The sequence below is a fragment of the Kribbella qitaiheensis genome (assembly GCF_042657745.1).
Taxonomy (GTDB): domain Bacteria; phylum Actinomycetota; class Actinomycetes; order Propionibacteriales; family Kribbellaceae; genus Kribbella; species Kribbella qitaiheensis.
Map to the genome: position 1 here is coordinate 37,134 of NZ_JBHSKE010000015.1, position 16,271 is coordinate 53,404.

Genomic DNA, 16,271 nt, shown 5'->3' on the forward strand with positions numbered 1-16,271 from the left:
GATGACTGCCACGGTTACCGAGAAAGACAACAGCGGCGCGGCTGGTGCCGTTGGCCGCGTCGCCCGGGTGATCGGCCCGGTCGTCGACATCGAGTTCCCCGCGGACGCGATGCCGGAGATGTACAACGCGCTCGAGGTGGACATCACCCTGGGCGACAACACCCAGACGATCACCCTCGAGGTGGCGCTGCACGTCGGCGACAACATCGTCCGGGCCATCTCGATGAAGCCCACCGACGGCCTGGTCCGCGGTACCGAGGTGCGCGACACCGGTTCGGCCATCTCCGTGCCGGTCGGCGACGTCACCAAGGGCCGCGTGTGGTCCGTGACCGGCAAGTGCCTGAACCAGGACGAGTCCGAGTTCGAGATCACCGAGCGCTGGCCGATCCACCGCAAGGCGCCGGCCTTCGACCAGCTCGAGTCCAAGACCGAGATGCTGGAGACCGGCATCAAGGTGCTGGACCTGCTCACCCCGTACGTCCAGGGCGGCAAGATCGGCCTGTTCGGCGGTGCGGGCGTCGGCAAGACCGTGATGATCCAGGAGATGATCTACCGGATCGCCCACAACTTCGGTGGCACCTCGGTGTTCGCCGGGGTCGGTGAGCGCACCCGTGAGGGCAACGACCTGATCCACGAGATGGAGGACGCGGGCGTCTTCAAGGACACCGCGCTGGTCTTCGGTCAGATGGACGAGCCGCCGGGCACGCGTCTCCGCGTCGCGCTGTCGGCCCTGACGATGGCGGAGTATTTCCGCGACGTGAAGGAGCAGGACGTGCTGCTCTTCATCGACAACATCTTCCGGTTCACCCAGGCCGGTTCCGAGGTCTCCACGCTGCTCGGCCGGATGCCGTCCGCGGTGGGTTACCAGCCGAACCTGGCCGACGAGATGGGCGTGCTGCAGGAGCGGATCACGTCGACCCGGGGTCACTCGATCACCTCGATGCAGGCGATCTACGTGCCCGCCGACGACTACACCGACCCGGCGCCGGCCACCACCTTCGCGCACCTCGACGCGACCACCGAGCTGTCGCGTGACATCGCCTCGCGTGGTCTGTACCCGGCCGTCGATCCGCTGTCCTCGACGTCGCGGATCCTCGACCCGCAGTACATCGGCCAGGAGCACTACGACGTGGCCGTCCGGGTCAAGCAGATCCTGCAGAAGAACAAGGAACTGCAGGACATCATCGCCATCCTGGGTGTCGACGAGCTGTCCGAAGAGGACAAGATCACCGTCGCCCGGGCGCGCCGGATCGAGCAGTTCCTGTCGCAGAACACCTACATGGCGGAGAAGTTCACCAACACCCCGGGTTCGACGGTGCCGCTGAAGGACACCATCGAGTCGTTCAAGAAGATCACCGAGGGTGAGTGCGACCACATCGCCGAGCAGGCGTTCTTCAACGTCGGCAACCTGGACGACGTCGAGCGGCGTTGGGCTGAGCTCCAGAAGGAACTCTGATGGCCGACGACAGCGGCAAGCACCTCGAGGTCGCGCTGGTCGCGGCGGAGCGGACGGTCTGGGAGGGGCAGGCGAAGATCGTCATCGCCCGCACCACCGACGGTGACGTCGGTATCCTCCCGGGCCATGCCCCGCTGCTGGGTCTGCTGCAGGGCGGTACTGTCCAGGTGCGGACCATCGACGACGAGTACTTCGTCGCCGCCGCGCCGGACGGCTTCATCTCGGTGGCGAACGACCGGGTCTCGATCCTGGCCGAGAACGCCGAGATGGGACGCGACATCGACCTGGAAGAGGCCAAGCGCGCGCTCGAGCAGGCACAGTCCACCGGGACCGACTCGGAGGACGAGCAGGAGCAGGTCCGGCTCGCCGAGGCCAGGGTGAGGGCCGCCGAGAAGGCGTCCTGACCCTGCCTGTAATAATTGAATATCGTCACAGTCAGTACGGTTCGGGGTTGGTGCCAACTCATCGAGGGCACCAGGAATGAGGTCGGCAAAATATGAGGACAGTCCTCGATGTGGTCGGGGTCTGTCTGCTTGCCGCCCTACTGCTGATCGTTGCTTTCGCGTGCCGTCGTCGCTGGTTGTCCAGGGACGGCGGCACGTTCGATTGCAGCCTCCAACTCGCCCAGAAGGACCACGGTCGCGGCTGGGCCCTGGGCCTGGCCCGCTATGTCGGTGACGATCTCCAGTGGTTTCGCGTCTTCAGCCTTGCCTGGTGGCCGAAACTCACCGTCAACCGCCGCCAGCTCCGAGGCGTCACCACCCGCCGTCCGATGGGCAACGAGCCCTTGGTCACCTACGCCGGCCACGTGATAGTCGACGCCGACCTGCGCGACAGTACTGTCCACTTCGCCATGACCGAAGAAGCCCTCACCGGCGTGCTGGCCTGGATGGAATCCGCCCCACCCAACACGGAGACCTACACCTAGCCGCCTGCGCTCTTTGCCCGGCTTGTCTAGGGTCGGTGTATGACGGGCATCTTGCTGGAGTTGGATCTGACTCGGGGTGTGCTGGAGACGCCGCCGGGATCGCCGGTGGCTGCGTTCCGGATGCGGCACCTGCCGACCCTGCGGGAGTTGGTCGCGGGGCTGCGGAAGGCGTCCCGCGACGAGAACGTGCGCGGGGTGGTGGCGCACCTGGGCGGGCCGGCGTTGTCGTTGGCGCAGGTGCAGGACCTCCGGGAGGCGGTGGCGGACTTCCGCGCGTCCGGGAAGACCGCGGTCGCCTGGACCGAGTCGTTCGGCGAGGTCGGCGGCGGGACCGTGCCGTACTACCTGGCCACCGCGTTCGACGAGATCTGGGTCCAGCCGTCGGGGGAGCTCGGCGTCACCGGTGTCTCCGTGCAGGCCATCTTCATCCGGGGGGCGCTGGACAAGGCCGGGGTGATCCCGCAGTTCGGCAAGCGGCGTGAGTACAAGACCGCCGTCGACACCTTCACCGAGAAGGAGATGACCGGGCCCGCCAAGGAGATGGCGACCCGCCTGGCCGAGTCGGCCTTCGAGCAGATCGTCGAGGGCATCGCCGTGCGGCGTCGCCTGGATACCGCGAGGGTGCGGGAGATCGTCGACAGCGCACCGCTGTCCGCTGAAGCCGGGCGTGAGGCCGGTCTGGTCGACCAGTTGGGCTACCGGTCCGACGTGTACGACGCTTTGGAGAAGAGCCTGGGGGAGACCACACCGCTGCTGGTGGAGCGCTACCACCGCCGCGGCCCCCGCACTCTCGCCGATGTGCGTGAGAACCTCCCGTGGCCGCAGAAGCCCGTTGTAGCCGTCGTGCGGGTCAGCGGAGGCATCACTGTCGGCCGCAACTCCGGTGGTGGCCCGATGGGTGGTTCCGGCTCGGGCTCGGACACCATTGGCGCGGCATTACGCGCTGTAGCCGACGACGAGAAGGTCAAAGCCGTTGTACTGCGGGTCGACAGCCCGGGCGGTTCGTATGTGGCCTCCGACGCCATCCGCCACGAGGTACTACGCCTACGAGCCACCGGCCGGCCAGTGATCGCCTCAATGGGCAGCGTCGCCGCCTCAGGCGGGTACTTCGTGGCCATGCCGGCGGACGTGATCGTCGCCCAGCCGGGGACGATCACCGGCTCCATCGGCGTGCTGTCGGGCAAGGGTGTCGTCCGCGACGCGCTGGGCCGGATCGGCATCTCGCAGGAGGCGGTGTCGCAGGGCGAGAACGCGCGGATGTACTCGGCCCAGGAGGAGTTCTCCCCGGCGCAGTGGGAGCGGCTCGAGGAGACACTGGACCGTATCTACGCGGACTTCGTCGCCAAGGCCGCCCAGGACCGGGGGATGCCCGAGTCCGAGCTGGAGCCGCTGGCCCGCGGCCGTGTCTGGACCGGCGCCGACGCCCACGAGCGCAAGTTGGTCGATGAGCTCGGCGGCTTGGAGCGAGCGATCCAGCTCGCCTGCCAGCGAGCGGGCCTCGACCGCGACGAGATCGCCCTCACCGCGGCACCACACCGTTCCCTGCTGGATCGCCTTCGCCCGCCGGAATCCACCGAGGACCTGGCCGCCACATCCAAGGCCTGGACCGCGGACGGCCTCACCAGTGCGATCTACGCCGCGCTCGGCCTCCCGCCCACCGGAGTACTGACCATGCCGCTGAACTGGCGTCTCACCTAGACCGCAGGTCAGCTGTCAGGACTTCTTGTCGCGGTCGCCGCCCGGAACCCAGAGGACGTCGCCGCCGGACGAGAGGTTCGCCACCCGACCGAGGATGAACAGCAGGTCGGAGAGCCGGTTGAGGTAGGTCAGGGCGAGCAGGTTGACGGTCGGGCCGTGTGCCTCGACGGCGGCCCAGCCGGCTCGTTCCGCGCGGCGGACGACGGTCCGGGCGACGTTCAGGTACGCGGCGCCAGGCGTACCCCCGGGGAGGATGAACGAGCGGAGCTTGGTCAGGCGGCCGTTGTACTCGTCGCACCAGCCCTCGAGCCGGTCGATGTAGTCCTGGGTGATGCGCAGCGGCGGGTACTCCGGATTCGGGGCGATCGGGTTGCACAGGTCGGCGCCGACGTCGAACAGGTCGTTCTGGATCCTGGTCAGCAGCATCACCAGGGTGCTGTTCAGGTACCCGCCGGCGATAGCGACGCCGATCGAGGAGTTCGCCTCGTCCACCTCGCCGTACGCCGCCAGCCGCGGATCGGTCTTCGTGGTCTTGCTCATGTCGCCCAGGCGGGTCTCGCCGGCGTCACCGGTCCGGGTATAGATCCGCGTCAAGTTCACAGCCATGTCACGGCACTCTACGCAAAGCCCAGATGTCGGAGCGGATACAGTCAGCGGGTGGAACGGTTTCGGATTGCAGGTGAGGCACGGCTCGAGGGCTCGGTCGAGGTGGCAGGCGCGAAGAACAGCGTGCTGAAGCTGATGGCGGCGGCGTTGCTGGCGGAGGGGACGACGACGTTGCGGCAGGTGCCGAGCATTCTGGACGTCACCTTCATGGCCCAGTTGCTGGACACCCTGGGCTGCTCGGTCAAGGTGGACGCCGACGAGACGAGCGCCACGATCGCCGTACCGGCCGAGATCGGCTACCAGTGCGACTACGAGCTGGTCCGCAAGCTGCGAGCGTCGATCTCGGTGCTCGGACCGCTGCTCGGCCGCTGTGGCCGCGCCGAGGTGGCCCTGCCGGGCGGCGACAACATCGGCTCCCGCGGGCTGAACATGCACGTCGCCGGGCTGGAGGCGATGGGCGCGAAGGTGCACATCGAGCACGGTTTCGTGATCGCCGAGGCGCCGCAGGGCCTGCACGGCGCCGAGGTCTGGCTGGACTTCCCGAGCGTCGGCGCGACCGAGACGATCATGATGGCCGCGGTGCTGGCCAAGGGCATCACGGTGATCGAGAACGCGGCGCGTGAGCCGGAGATCCAGGACATCGCCGCGATGCTGGTCGAGATGGGCGCGCAGATCGACGGCGCCGGCAGCTCGCGGATCGAGGTGACCGGGGTGGAGGGTCTGCTCAAGCCGGTCGACCACGTCACGGTGCCGGACCGGATCGTGGCCGGCAGCTGGGCGTTCGCCGCCGCGATCACCAAAGGCGACGTGACGATCGCGAACGGTCACGCCGAGCATCTCGAACTGCCGCTGGACAAGCTGCACAAGGCCGGCGCCGAGATCACCGTGCTGAACCCCGGCTTCCGCGTCGTGATGCACGACCGCCCGAAGCCGGTCGACGTGGTCACGCTGCCGTACCCGGGCTTCGCGACCGACCTGCAGGCGTTCGTGATCGCGATGAACGCGCTCAGCGACGGCGCCGCGATGGTGACCGAGAACCTGTTCGAGGGCCGTTTCACCTTCGCCCAGGAGCTGACCCGGCTCGGCGCGCAGATCCAGACCGACGGCCACCACGCGGTGGTCCGCGGCGTACCGCGGTTGTCGGGTGCGCCGGTAGTCGCCAGCGACATCCGCGCGGGAGCTGCGTTGGTGATCGCGGGCCTCGCGGCCGAGGGGGAGACGCTCGTCTCCGCCGCGCACCATGTGCACCGCGGCTACACCGACTTCGCCGGCAACCTTCGTCGCCTGGGTGCCGACGTGACCGTCGAGCCGGATGACGCCGAGCTGTACTGGAACTGAGCCACCCCGTTTCCCCACGATCCGACGCCTTGACAAGCTGAGCCATCCTGCTAATTGTTAGCAACATGGCTAATGAAATCGTGCTCTGCACCTACCGGGCTCGGCCGGACAAGGAGTTGGAGTTCAAGGCCCTGCTGAGCCGGCACTGGGCGACCCTGCGCGAGCTGGGGTTCGTCACCGAGGTGGAGCCGGTGGTGCTCCGCGAAATCGACGAGCCGACCTATGTCGAGCTGTTCACCTGGGTCGACGGCGGGTTCGGCCAGGCGCACGAACATCCCGATGTGCTGGCCCTCTGGGAGGCGATGGATCCGCTGCTCGAGGACCGGGACGGACGGCCGAAGTGGGAGTTCCCGCACTTCCAGCCGGTCCGGTTCTAGCCGGTGGTCAAAGCTTCTCGGGGGGTTCAGGATCTCCGCGACCTGGATCTGGTCTTCGCTGCCCTTGCGCACCAGACGCGGCGCACGATTCTGCTGGTGTTGCACACCCGCGGTGGGGTGATGACTTCCGGCGAGATCGCGTCCCGGTTCGACTGTGCCTGGCCCACCACGAGTCGGCATCTCGGCGTCCTGCAGGAGGCTGGGCTGCTGGCAGTCGAGCTCCGTGGCCGGGAGCGGGTCTACCGCTTGGACAAGGACCGTCTGCACGCGGTCGCCGGTTCCTGGCTGGAGCGGTTCCATTAGTGTCCCGTAAGCGATGTAGCTTGACGCTATCGGCGCCCAGGCACGCACCTCGCGGCACTTGCCCAGCGCCCACGATGCTCCGCATCGAGGCCACTGCTCAAGCACCGCGATGCACGCACCTGGACACCGCTATCGTTCAAGCTACATCGCTTACGGGACACTTGTTGTTGGTCTAGGGTCGGTCGCATGACTGACCGCCTGATCAAGCCTGTGGGCCGTGGATTCCTCTTTCTTGACTCGCATCCTGTTGGCTGTGCCGCGTTGGTCAGGGCGCTGACGGAACAGGTCGAGGCGCGGAAGCCTGGGCAGCGGCCGGTTGCGCTGGTGATCGGTTCCAGCTCTGGATATGGGCTGGCGGCGACCGTCGCAGGGCTGGCTCGGTGCGGGATCGACGGGATCGGTGTCTCCTTCGAGAAGGCGCCGACCGTACGCCGTACCGCTACCGCCGGCTGGTATCGGACAGCAGCGACTGCGGCCTACGCCGAGGACCAGGGCAGCGACTTCCACTTCGTCAACGCGGATGCGTTCGCCGACACGACTAAAGCGGACGTGCTCGACCTGTTGCAGGAGAAGTTCGGGGGAGCCGACTACCTGATCTACAGCGTCGCTGCGCCTCGCCGGGTCGACCCGCGTACCGGCACGACGTACCAGTCGGCGATCAAGGCGGTCGGGCAGTCCGCGCAGACCAAGAGCCTCGCGTACGACGATGGCGAGCCGGTGCTGCAGGAGGTCGGGATCGAGGTGGCCACCGACGGTGAGGTGGCCGAGACCGTGGCCGTGATGGGCGGTGAGGACTGGGCTCGCTGGGTGGACGCACTGGAGGAGCGCAAGCTACTCAAGGACGGGTTCAGCACAGTTGCGTTGACGTACATCGGTTCGGAGTTGACCGGCCCGATCTACCGGCAGGGCTCGATCGGCGCGGCCAAGGCCCACCTCGAGCAGACGGCCCTGGCACTCAGCAAGCGGGACGGCGTGGTGGCCCGCACGTCGGTCAACGGTGCCGCTGTCACGCAGGCGTCGTCCGCTATCCCTGGGATCGGGCTTTACGTGAGCCTGCTGCACAAGGTGCTCGGTGAGCAGATGCAGACACCCATGCAGCAGTCCATCGCGTTGTGGGATCAGCTGACCGGCGAGAAGCCGCTGGACCTCGACGAGGACGGCCGCATCCGTCTGGACCGCTGGGAGTTGGCCGACGACGTCCAGGCCGCGGTACGGGCACAGTGGGACGCCGCGACCCAGGAGACGATCGCGGATGTGGCGGACACCGAGTGGTTCTACAGCGAAGTCCGCCGCCTGTACGGGTTCGACGTCGCCGGTGTGGACTACGAAGAGCCGTGTGAGGTCGATGTGGAGTGGCCGGCTAGGTCCTAGCCCTGTACTGACGCATCTTGTTCCGGCTGCCGCAGAGCGCCATCGTGCACCAGCGACTGCGGCCGGCCGGGCTGCGGTCGTAATAGACCCACCGGCAGGTGTCGGCCGCGCACGCCTTCAGCCGCCGCCAGGTGCCGTCCACCACTGCCCCTGCGATGTCCGCAGCCATGCTCGCGACCAGCGCATCAAGGCCGCTGAGGTCTGCGGCCGGCTGAACGACAGCGCTGCCGTCAGCTCCCAGTGCGAGCCGTAGCGGAGCCCTGACCAATCGCCGCTCCAGTACTGCGCCCGACGCCGCCGGCACGTCCACGCCGGCATGGGCCTGGCACACGTCTCGCACTGCCTCGCGAACTTCCAGCACCTCCGCAAGGTCGTCTGCGCCGAACGTCAGCCGCAATCCGTGCTCGGCAGCGAAGGACGCCAGGTCCGCGGGGGAGCGCAGTTGATCGCGCTCCAGCTCCAGATCGACCGTGTTCGCCAGGTCCTGCACGAGCACCAGCGGCTCGGGGGCCGGGGTCCGCGCTCCTGGCTGAATCATGGTTGCGAGGTTACCGCCATCAGGGCATTATTCGGTAACGCTGTTACCGGATGAGGCGAGGTAGGGGTAACGATGGTGAGTAAGGACCGGGATTTCCGGCGTTTCTGGACGGGGCACACGATCTCGGCCGTCGGCACCCAGGTGACGGCTGTCGCGCTGCCGCTGACGGCGGCGCTCACCCTGGACGCGGGCGCGGCCGGCGTCAGCGCGATCGCGACGGCGACCTATCTGCCGAGCGCGGCGCTCCCGTTGCTCGCCGGGCATTGGCTGGAGCGCCGGCGCAAGCGAGGCGTCATGGTCGCGGCTGACGTGATCCGTGCGGCGGCGGTCGCGGTAGTCCCGATCGCCTGGGCGCTCGACAGCCTCAGCCTGCCACTGCTGGTGATCGTCGGCTTCGTCGTCGGAGCCGCGAGCGTCGTCTTCGACATCGCTTCCTTCGCGTATCTCCCGGACTTCGTGGCCGAGCAGCACCTCCCGGCGGCCAACCGAGCACTCCAGGGGTCGACCACTGCGGCGCAGGTCGGTGGTCCCGGAATCTCGGGTCTTCTGGTGCAACTGCTGGGGCCCGCCCTGGCCCTCCTCGTCGATGCCGTCTCCTACCTCGCGAGTGCTCTAGGAGTGGCGGGTGCCCGGAGGCCGGAGGTCCGACCGGCTGCGGCCGAGCAGAAAGCGAGCCTGTGGGAGGGCGTGCGACAGCTCAAGGTGAGCCCGTTCCTGCGGTCTCTCACAGTGCATGCCGCGGTCTACAACGCCTCTGCGCAGATCCTGGTCGTCAACCTGGTGATCCTGGCGGTGAAGGATCGTGGGCTGTCGGCCGGCGGTTACGGCCTGGCTTTGAGCGCCGGAGGAGCAGGTGCCTTCGTCGGGGCGATGCTCGGTCTGCGCCTGGCCGACAGACTGGGCTACGGCCGCGCCTTCGGGGCCTCGCTCGTTTTGTCGACCGGCCTGCCGCTGCTCCTCGCACTACTGCCAGGCCGAGGCGTGCTGTTCGGAGTACTGCTGGGTGCCGTGCAGTTCGGCGCGGGCATCGGACTCGGCAGCGCGAACGTGTTGTCCGTGACGATTCGTCAGCTGCTCATCCCACGCAGCACGCTGGCGCGCAGCAACGGCGCCTACCGCACCTTCACCTTCGGCGTTCTGCCGATCGGAGCGGCCTTGGGCGGCGTCCTGGGCGCCAACTTCGGAACCACCGCCGCAGTAGCGATCGGCAGCATCGGGATCGCCTTGTCGGCGCTGCCCATGTTCGCCAAGGAGATCCGCCGGTTGCAGACCCCGGTGGCCACAGCGGCTTGAACGCAGTGGCTACAGCGGCTTGAACGAGACCAGTTCGAGGACGAGGTCGCCGGCTTCGTCGGAGGCGTCCAGGTCGACGGTGGCGGTGATGCGCCAGTCGTGGTTGCCCTCGGGGTCGTCGATGATCTGCTGGACCTCCCAGTAGCCCGGGTGCTCCTCGACCATGAACAGCGCCGGACCACGTGCGGCCGGCCCGGTGTTCAGTACGCCGTGCTCCGCGTAGTACGCAGTACCGGCTTCGGCCCAGCGGCCCGCGTCCCAGCCGGACTCCGCGTCCAGCTGGCCGAGCTCGGCCCAGCGGTGCAGTGAGACGAGCTCGACGCGGCGGAACATCGCGTTGCGGACGAGCACCCGGAAAGCCCTGCTGTTCAAGGTGATCCGGCGCGGGCCCTGCGGGACGGGGGCGACAACCTCCGCGGTGGTCGGGTTGGTCAACTCCTCCCACTCGTCGAGCAGACTGGAGTCGGTCTGCCGGACCACTTCGCCGAGCCACTCGATCAGGTCGGTGAGGTCCTCGTTCACCTTGTCCGGCGGGACGGTCTGGCGCAGCGCCTTGTACGCGTCGCTCAGGTACCGCAGGACGATGCCCTCCGAGCGCGCGAGACCGTAGTACTGGATGTACTCGCCGAACGTCATCGCCCGCTCGAACATGTCCCGGACCACGGCCTTCGGCGACAGCCCGGCCTCGGCGACCCACGGGTGCGTCTGCCGGTACATCTCCAAGGTTGCCTCGAGCAACTCTTCGAGCGGCTTCGGCCAGCTGATCTCCTCGAGCAGCTCCATCCGCTCGTCGTACTCGATGCCGTTGGCCTTCATCGAGCTCACGGCCTCGCCCTTGGCGTGGTGCAGTTGCGCCATCAGGATCGCGCGAGGGTCCTCCAGCGTCGCCTCGACCACCGACACCACGTCCAGTGCATACACCGGGTCCTCGGGGTCGAGCAGGTCCAGCGCGGCCAGCGCGAAGGTGGACAGCGGCTGATTCAGGGAGAAGTCCTTCTGCAGGTCGACCGTCAGCCGCAGCGTGCGGCCGTTCTCGTCGGGCTCGTCCAGCCGCTCGACGACGCCCGCGGTCAGCAGCGTGCGATAGATCTGGATCGCCCGCCGGATCAGCCTGAGCTGCGCCTTCGAGTCCTCATGGTTGTCCTGCAGCAGGTGCCGCATGCTCGCGAACGCATCGCCGTCGCGGGCGATCACGTTCAGCAGCATCGCGTGGTTGACCCGCATCCTCGACTGCAGCGGTTCGGGCTCGGCGGCGACGAGCCGGTCGAAGGTGTCCTCACCCCAGGTGACGGAACCCTCCGGCGGCTTCTTGCGCTGGACCCTGCGTTGCTTCTTCGGGTCGTCTCCGGCCTTTGCGAGCAACCTGACGTTCTCCACGACGTGATCCGGCGCCTGGACGACGACCGTGCCGGACGTGTCGTACCCGGCGCGGCCCGCGCGGCCGGCGATCTGGTGGAACTCGCGCGCCTTGAGGATGCGCTGCCGGCGTCCGTCGTACTTGCTCAGAGCCGTCAGCAGGACGGTGCGGATCGGCACGTTGATCCCGACGCCGAGGGTGTCGGTGCCGCAGATGACCTTCAGCAACCCCGCCTGCGCGAGCTGCTCGACCAACCGGCGGTACTTCGGCAGCATGCCGGCGTGGTGGACGCCGATTCCGTGCATGATCAGCCGTTGCAGCGTCTTGCCGAAGCCCGGGCTGAAGCGGAAGTGCCCGATCAGCTCCTTGATCTTGTCCTTCTCCTCCTTCGTGCAGACGTTGATGCTGGTCAGCGCCTGGGCGCGTTCCAGGGCGGAGGCCTGCGTGAAGTGGACGACGTAGACGGGAGACTGGTGCGTCATCAGGAGCTCGGCGAGCGTCTCGTGCAATGGAGTCGTGACGTACTTGTAGACCAGCGGCACCGGTCGCTCGGCCGACGAGACGATCGCCGTCGGCCGGCCGGTCCGCCGGTTCAGGTCGATCTTGAACCGCTCGACGTCTCCGAGCGTCGCCGACATCAGAATGAACTGGGCGTCCGGCAGTTCCAGCAGCGGCACCTGCCAGGCCCAGCCGCGGTCCGGCTCGGAGTAGAAGTGGAACTCGTCCATCACCACCTGGCCGACGTCGGCGGCCGAACCCTCCCGCAGCGCGACGTTCGCGAGCACCTCCGCGGTGCAGCAGATGATCGGGGCGCCGGCGTTCACGGATGCGTCACCGGTGAGCATGCCGACCTTGTCGGCGCCGAAGATGTCGCAGAGCGCGAAGAACTTCTCCGACACCAGCGCCTTGATCGGTGCGGTGTAGAAGGTCCGCCGGCCGTTGGCGAGGGCCGCGAAGTGCGAGCCGGTGGCGACCAGGCTCTTCCCGGAACCGGTCGGGGTGGACAGGATCACGTTCGACCCGGTCATCACCTCGATCAGCGCCTCCTCCTGCGCCGGGTACAGCGAGATGCCCTGCTCGCCCACCCACTTGGCGAAGGCGTCGTACAGGGCATCGGGATCGGTGGAGTCCGGCAGCTTCTCGGTGAGCGTCATCAGTTCCATTGTCCCGTACGCGTTCAGTGCGGCCGGACCGGGCGCTTTCGGACTCAGAACAGTGCTTTGATCAGATCCGCGGGATCCCCGGAGGCCGGCCAGTCGCTGACCTGGCCGTCGCCGAGCTCGACCATCCGCCAGGCGCCGTCGGTCCGCCGTACCAGGTCGACCGTCACGAAGGGGAGCGACAGGTTCGCGACGAGTGGTTCCACCTCGACCAGGTCGAGGCCGCCGGGCAGCTGGTCGGGGGTGTCTGGGTGCGGGGTAACCAGAGCGCAGCGGCCGCCGATCCACCAGGTCCGCGCTTCCGCGCCGGTGAACTCCTCGAACCGCCGCAGCACGAACCCACCGGTGAACGCGTCACCCCGGAGCTCCAGGAACCGCTCGGCGACCCGGCGTACGGCGGCCCGATCGGCGACGTCGGGGATGAAGGCGGCCTCGTCCCAGTAGTGCTTCATCGACTTCACGAAATCCCGCAGTACTGCGGGGCCGCCGCCGAGGTGGTCGGCAAGGGCATCGAGGCCGGGGAGATCCAGCCCGTCCGTCCAGGCGGACTCCGGGGTCAAGGGTCGCAGCGCCTCGTACCAGCCGGGGAGCTCGTGGGCGACGCGGTACTCCTCGCCGTTGGTCCGCAAGGTGACTCCGCGCGCGTCGAGCGCCTTGGCCATCATGCTGTACTCCTCGGCGGACATCATCCAGCCGCGGTAGACGGCGTCGTCGCCCATCGGCACTCCCGCGACGGCCTCGTCCAGCCGGTCGAGCGCGTCATGGTCGATCCGCGCGACGGTGATCCCCAGCTCCCGCGCGGCAGCAGCCTGCGGAGCGAAGTGCGGATCCACCCGGCGCGGATTCAGCGGGTCCCCCGGTACCAGCAACATGCCTGAATTGTGGCTGGCCCGGACCGTCCGCGCCTCCTGTTTCCGCGCGTTGCCCGGCGACGCCCAAGAGTCCGGTCAGCGGATTGCGGGGGAGGGGGGTTTGGGGGAGTTGTCGGTCCAGCCGGATTCGAGGACTACGCTGGCGCCGCGCTTGGGGCCGGTCGTCTCGGAGCTGAGCAGGCGGCCGGTGGTCGGCTCGATGATGTAGCTGGTGCCGCCGTCACCGAACGCGGTCTTGCGGGCGGTCGGTCCCTTCACCGAGGACGGCCACGCCATCGTGATCCGGGTGCCGGTCCGGCCGATCGGGTCCTTGACGTTCTCCTTGTACTGCGTACCGGGCAGCTCGGACAGCACCCGCAGCGCGGCACCCCGCAACTTCGGCGGCGACGGCGTCTCGAAGAGCAGCCGCCCCGCGGCGTTGAACACCACGTAGTCGATCTCCTCCGCCGCCGCACCCGGCTCGGCGCCGCGAGCGAGCACCGCGCGCAGCTTGACCGGATCGGTCGCCAACGCCTGGATCTGCTGGGCGGTGACCGGCTTGATCCCGCTCAGGTAGTACCCCGGCGGGACCTCCGCGAAGGTCATCTTGCGCACGGTCGGTTCACCTACCGCCATCGTGACCGGGTCTACCCCGTAATCCAGTTGCCACGACTTCGGCGAGCCCTGCGCCTTCCACTTGGCCGTGTCGGCGGGCGTCGCCGGGCGCGCGCCGAGATCGACCCAGCCGAACCAGGACTCGATGCCCTGCTTCATCGGCATCCAGCTCTCGGTGATGTTCCGCCGCTCGAGGTGGTACTTCCTGCCTGGCGCGCCGACCTCGATCGTCTGGAGGCTGCGGACGCGGTAGTACTTGCCCGACACCTTCTCGTCGACCTCTTGCTTGACCGCGAGCGCCATCAACACCTGACTGGCCGTCATCAGCCGCGGCGCCGGCGTGACGGTGCTCGGCACCGGCGCAGCGTCCGGACCTGAACCGGGGGACAGGATCAACGGCGTCGCCAACGCAGCAAGAGCCACGGCGGCCGCGGTCGCCGTCAACGCCACCCCGACCCGGCCGGACCGAGCCGCCGCGTGCCAGCGATCGCGCCGCCGGGCGGTCGCCGCCTCGCGGGCCAGCGCCTGGATCTGTTGCCGCGCCTGCGCGGTCACCTCGGCCGACGGGCCGGGCTGCTCGGGGTACGCCGAGCGGATCTTGTGCAACTCGTCCATGTCAGTCCCCGTCGCGATCGGCAGTCGGGTCGGTGTGACCGAGGTTCTCCCGGACCACCCGCCGGGCCCGGGACAGGCGTGAGCACACCGTCCCGTAGGCGATGCCCAGCGCGGCCGCGACCTCGTCGTACGTGAGTTCGCCGAGCGCCACGAGCATCAGTACTTCGCGGTCCTTGGCCGACACCTTCGCCAGCGCTGCCGCCAGTTGCCGGCCGGTCGCCTGCGCGGTGACCTGCTGGGTGACCCGCTCCTCGTGGCTCCCCGACGCCGTCGGCAACGGCAGCCTGGCAGTGGCACGCCAAGCCCGTACTTCGTCGCGGCGGTGCCGGCGGATCAGGTTGGTCGCGATGCCGTACAGCCAGGCCCGGACCACGCCGCTGCGGCTGTCGAACCTCGCCCGCTGCCGGAAGGCGATCAGGAAGGTCTCGGACGCCAGGTCGTCGGCGATATCCATGCCCAGCCGACGGGCGACATACGAGTGGACCTGCGGGAAGTAGCGGTCGAAGATCAGCGTGAAGCGATCCGGCTCCCGGGCCGAGGCCTCCAGGACCGCCGCGTCCTCGTCGGGCGCCGCTGTCGGTCGCACAGGCGTGGGCGCCAGGGACCGGCCGGGCAACGCGAGCGTCGCCAGGGCGAGGTCGGGCGTCATCGGACTCCTCACACTGGTGCCTCCGGCGGGACCTCCCGGCCCCGTGGCGGCGGTGCCGCCCTTCGGTTCACCTTGTTCTTGTCCGATGTCCGCAGACCCCTTCTCGTACCCCTCGATCCCCGGGGTCAAGACGCGCGGGAGCGCTCTCCGGATGACACGCCCGGGGAGAGTTGTGACGAAAAAGGTGCGGTCAGCTCACGGAATGGGCGGAATCAGGCCCAGCATGTGAGCAGAACGGGCTCAGCGAGCTTTGAGGAAACCGCGCGCGGCTTCCTCGTCGGCCGGCCAGACGTAGACGGACCAGCCGTCCTTGGTCCGGGCCGCGGTCGCCTTGATGCCGAAATCCTTCAGCATCGACACGCTGACCCGCGCCTCGTTGTACGTCCGGACGGTGTGAACGTCGACCAGCAGTCCGAAAGTGTCGCGTTCAGCCGGTGAGTAATCAGTACGGCGCACCAAGGAGCCGCCCTTGGCCTTGGAGAAGGCCCAGCGGGTCAGCAGCACCATGCCGCCGGCGAACGCGATGGCCACCAGCGGGAAGAGGAAGTACTGGTCGGCGAACACGAACACCATTGTCTCGCGAAATGGAAGGTCTCGAACTCTTGGCAACCTTTCGGGTCGCCAGGGAGTCTTTACCAACACACGCTGCAGCGGCCGATACTCGGGGGTCGCCGGAAGAGCGGAGGGGCGCGGACATGCTTGCACCGACCCATAACGCGGTACGAAACCAAGAGAACGTTGTCCGCCTGTCCGGGCTGCTGGACGTCCGGTCGGTCGGCGACGTCCGCCAACTCCTGAACGACCTGATAGACAACTCCGCCGGCGACGTGATCGTCGACCTGGGCGCTGTCGACGCGATGGACGCCACCGGCCTCGGCCTGCTGGTCGCCACCCACCGCCGCACCCAACTGCTCGGCCGCCAACTGGTCCTCCGCCACCCGGTCCCCTCGGTCGTCCGCATCCTGGCAGTCACGCGCCTGCACCGAATCCTCCGCGTGGAGCGGATGCCGCTCCCCATCTCCGCCTGACGAACTCTCCCGCGCGGGAGGGTTCGCTGTGACCTAGGCCGCTGGTGACACCCGTCACGAGGTGGCGACTCACAAGGGCACACAGTCC

The 16,271-nt window shown here is 68.3% G+C and carries 17 protein-coding genes; 10 read left to right on the forward strand and 7 right to left on the reverse strand.

The window, feature by feature from the left end; all coding sequences use genetic code 11:
* Position 1: 1 nt before the first annotated feature.
* The 4 genes from atpD (at position 2) to sppA (ending at position 4,082) form a co-directional block, all read left to right on the forward strand.
* The gene (atpD, locus tag ACFPJ1_RS14225) at positions 2-1,456 is read left to right on the forward strand and encodes a F0F1 ATP synthase subunit beta (protein WP_380104080.1); all 1,455 of its coding nucleotides are present in this window, start codon (positions 2-4) and stop codon (positions 1,454-1,456) included.
* A complete protein-coding gene (locus ACFPJ1_RS14230; protein WP_380104081.1) occupies positions 1,456-1,860 on the forward strand; it encodes a F0F1 ATP synthase subunit epsilon in 405 nt (134 codons plus the stop codon). The genes atpD and ACFPJ1_RS14230 overlap by 1 nt, the downstream gene beginning before the upstream one ends.
* Before the next feature lie 92 nt (positions 1,861-1,952).
* A complete protein-coding gene (locus ACFPJ1_RS14235) occupies positions 1,953-2,384 on the forward strand; it encodes a DUF2550 domain-containing protein (RefSeq protein WP_380104082.1) in 432 nt (143 codons plus the stop codon).
* A gap of 39 nt (positions 2,385-2,423) precedes the next feature.
* The gene (sppA, locus tag ACFPJ1_RS14240; RefSeq protein ID WP_380104083.1) at positions 2,424-4,082 is read left to right on the forward strand and encodes a signal peptide peptidase SppA; all 1,659 of its coding nucleotides are present in this window, start codon (positions 2,424-2,426) and stop codon (positions 4,080-4,082) included.
* A gap of 15 nt (positions 4,083-4,097) precedes the next feature.
* Here the strand turns inward: sppA and ACFPJ1_RS14245 are convergent, their stop codons facing one another.
* A complete protein-coding gene (locus ACFPJ1_RS14245; RefSeq protein ID WP_380104084.1) occupies positions 4,098-4,688 on the reverse strand; it encodes a cob(I)yrinic acid a,c-diamide adenosyltransferase in 591 nt (196 codons plus the stop codon).
* A gap of 51 nt (positions 4,689-4,739) precedes the next feature.
* Here ACFPJ1_RS14245 and murA point away from each other — a divergent pair, with 51 nt between their 5' ends.
* The 4 genes from murA to fabV all read left to right on the forward strand — a co-directional run bounded on the left by murA (position 4,740) and on the right by fabV (position 8,077).
* Positions 4,740-6,026 (forward strand): UDP-N-acetylglucosamine 1-carboxyvinyltransferase, encoded by a 1,287-nt coding sequence (gene murA / locus ACFPJ1_RS14250; protein WP_380104085.1) that lies wholly within the window; start codon positions 4,740-4,742, stop codon positions 6,024-6,026.
* 65 nt (positions 6,027-6,091) lie between these two features.
* On the forward strand, positions 6,092-6,403 hold the full coding sequence (locus ACFPJ1_RS14255; protein WP_380104086.1) for a hypothetical protein: 312 nt from the start codon (positions 6,092-6,094) through the stop codon (positions 6,401-6,403).
* A 3-nt stretch (positions 6,404-6,406) separates the two neighbouring features.
* Positions 6,407-6,706: an ArsR/SmtB family transcription factor gene (locus tag ACFPJ1_RS14260; RefSeq protein WP_380104087.1), complete on the forward strand. Its 300-nt coding sequence runs from the start codon at positions 6,407-6,409 to the stop codon at positions 6,704-6,706.
* 186 nt (positions 6,707-6,892) lie between these two features.
* A complete protein-coding gene (gene fabV, locus ACFPJ1_RS14265; protein WP_380104088.1) occupies positions 6,893-8,077 on the forward strand; it encodes an enoyl-[acyl-carrier-protein] reductase FabV in 1,185 nt (394 codons plus the stop codon).
* Here the strand turns inward: fabV and ACFPJ1_RS14270 are convergent.
* Positions 8,067-8,615, reverse strand: coding sequence for a CGNR zinc finger domain-containing protein (locus ACFPJ1_RS14270; RefSeq protein WP_380104089.1), 549 nt, complete (start codon positions 8,613-8,615; stop codon positions 8,067-8,069). The genes fabV and ACFPJ1_RS14270 overlap by 11 nt on opposite strands.
* Positions 8,616-8,687: 72 nt before the next feature.
* Here ACFPJ1_RS14270 and ACFPJ1_RS14275 point away from each other — a divergent pair, with 72 nt between their 5' ends.
* A complete protein-coding gene (locus tag ACFPJ1_RS14275; protein WP_380104090.1) occupies positions 8,688-9,908 on the forward strand; it encodes an MFS transporter in 1,221 nt (406 codons plus the stop codon).
* A gap of 9 nt (positions 9,909-9,917) precedes the next feature.
* On the opposite strand, the gene ACFPJ1_RS14280 is transcribed toward ACFPJ1_RS14275, so the two are convergent.
* The 5 genes from ACFPJ1_RS14280 to ACFPJ1_RS14300 form a co-directional block, all read right to left on the reverse strand.
* On the reverse strand, positions 9,918-12,419 hold the full coding sequence (locus ACFPJ1_RS14280) for a DEAD/DEAH box helicase (protein ID WP_380104091.1): 2,502 nt from the start codon (positions 12,417-12,419) through the stop codon (positions 9,918-9,920).
* 53 nt (positions 12,420-12,472) lie between these two features.
* Positions 12,473-13,297, reverse strand: a complete 825-nt coding sequence (locus ACFPJ1_RS14285; RefSeq protein ID WP_380104092.1) for an ATP-grasp domain-containing protein — start codon at positions 13,295-13,297, stop codon at positions 12,473-12,475.
* Positions 13,298-13,372: 75 nt separating this feature from the next.
* Positions 13,373-14,506 carry a CU044_5270 family protein gene (locus tag ACFPJ1_RS14290; RefSeq protein WP_380104093.1) on the reverse strand — a complete coding sequence of 378 codons (1,134 nt, stop codon included), beginning with the start codon at positions 14,504-14,506 and terminating at the stop codon, positions 13,373-13,375.
* Between the two features lies 1 nt (position 14,507).
* Complete coding sequence (locus tag ACFPJ1_RS14295) at positions 14,508-15,155, reverse strand: RNA polymerase sigma factor (protein ID WP_380104094.1); 648 nt, start codon at positions 15,153-15,155, stop codon at positions 14,508-14,510.
* Positions 15,156-15,395: 240 nt separating this feature from the next.
* Positions 15,396-15,728, reverse strand: a complete 333-nt coding sequence (locus tag ACFPJ1_RS14300) for a hypothetical protein (protein ID WP_380104095.1) — start codon at positions 15,726-15,728, stop codon at positions 15,396-15,398.
* Positions 15,729-15,850: 122 nt separating this feature from the next.
* Here ACFPJ1_RS14300 and ACFPJ1_RS14305 point away from each other — a divergent pair, with 122 nt between their 5' ends.
* A complete protein-coding gene (locus ACFPJ1_RS14305; protein ID WP_380104096.1) occupies positions 15,851-16,183 on the forward strand; it encodes an STAS domain-containing protein in 333 nt (110 codons plus the stop codon).
* Positions 16,184-16,271 lie beyond the last annotated feature (88 nt).

What these genes read in the sequence shown, in the direction of transcription:
- ACFPJ1_RS14235 (WP_380104082.1), top strand. Translation starts at nt 1,953, where the DNA reads ATGAGGACAGTCCTCGATGTGGTCGGGGTCTGTCTGCTTGCCGCCCTA.
- sppA (WP_380104083.1), top strand. Translation starts at nt 2,424, where the DNA reads ATGACGGGCATCTTGCTGGAGTTGGATCTGACTCGGGGTGTGCTGGAG.
- ACFPJ1_RS14255 (WP_380104086.1), top strand. Translation starts at nt 6,092, where the DNA reads ATGGCTAATGAAATCGTGCTCTGCACCTACCGGGCTCGGCCGGACAAG.
- ACFPJ1_RS14275 (WP_380104090.1), top strand. Translation starts at nt 8,688, where the DNA reads ATGGTGAGTAAGGACCGGGATTTCCGGCGTTTCTGGACGGGGCACACG.
- ACFPJ1_RS14270 (WP_380104089.1), bottom strand. Translation starts at nt 8,615, where the DNA reads ATGATTCAGCCAGGAGCGCGGACCCCGGCCCCCGAGCCGCTGGTGCTC.
- ACFPJ1_RS14295 (WP_380104094.1), bottom strand. Translation starts at nt 15,155, where the DNA reads ATGACGCCCGACCTCGCCCTGGCGACGCTCGCGTTGCCCGGCCGGTCC.
- ACFPJ1_RS14290 (WP_380104093.1), bottom strand. Translation starts at nt 14,506, where the DNA reads ATGGACGAGTTGCACAAGATCCGCTCGGCGTACCCCGAGCAGCCCGGC.
- ACFPJ1_RS14285 (WP_380104092.1), bottom strand. Translation starts at nt 13,297, where the DNA reads ATGTTGCTGGTACCGGGGGACCCGCTGAATCCGCGCCGGGTGGATCCG.
- ACFPJ1_RS14300 (WP_380104095.1), bottom strand. Translation starts at nt 15,728, where the DNA reads ATGGTGTTCGTGTTCGCCGACCAGTACTTCCTCTTCCCGCTGGTGGCC.
- atpD (WP_380104080.1), top strand. Translation starts at nt 2, where the DNA reads ATGACTGCCACGGTTACCGAGAAAGACAACAGCGGCGCGGCTGGTGCC.
- ACFPJ1_RS14230 (WP_380104081.1), top strand. Translation starts at nt 1,456, where the DNA reads ATGGCCGACGACAGCGGCAAGCACCTCGAGGTCGCGCTGGTCGCGGCG.
- ACFPJ1_RS14305 (WP_380104096.1), top strand. Translation starts at nt 15,851, where the DNA reads ATGCTTGCACCGACCCATAACGCGGTACGAAACCAAGAGAACGTTGTC.
- fabV (WP_380104088.1), top strand. Translation starts at nt 6,893, where the DNA reads ATGACTGACCGCCTGATCAAGCCTGTGGGCCGTGGATTCCTCTTTCTT.
- ACFPJ1_RS14245 (WP_380104084.1), bottom strand. Translation starts at nt 4,688, where the DNA reads ATGGCTGTGAACTTGACGCGGATCTATACCCGGACCGGTGACGCCGGC.
- ACFPJ1_RS14280 (WP_380104091.1), bottom strand. Translation starts at nt 12,419, where the DNA reads ATGACGCTCACCGAGAAGCTGCCGGACTCCACCGATCCCGATGCCCTG.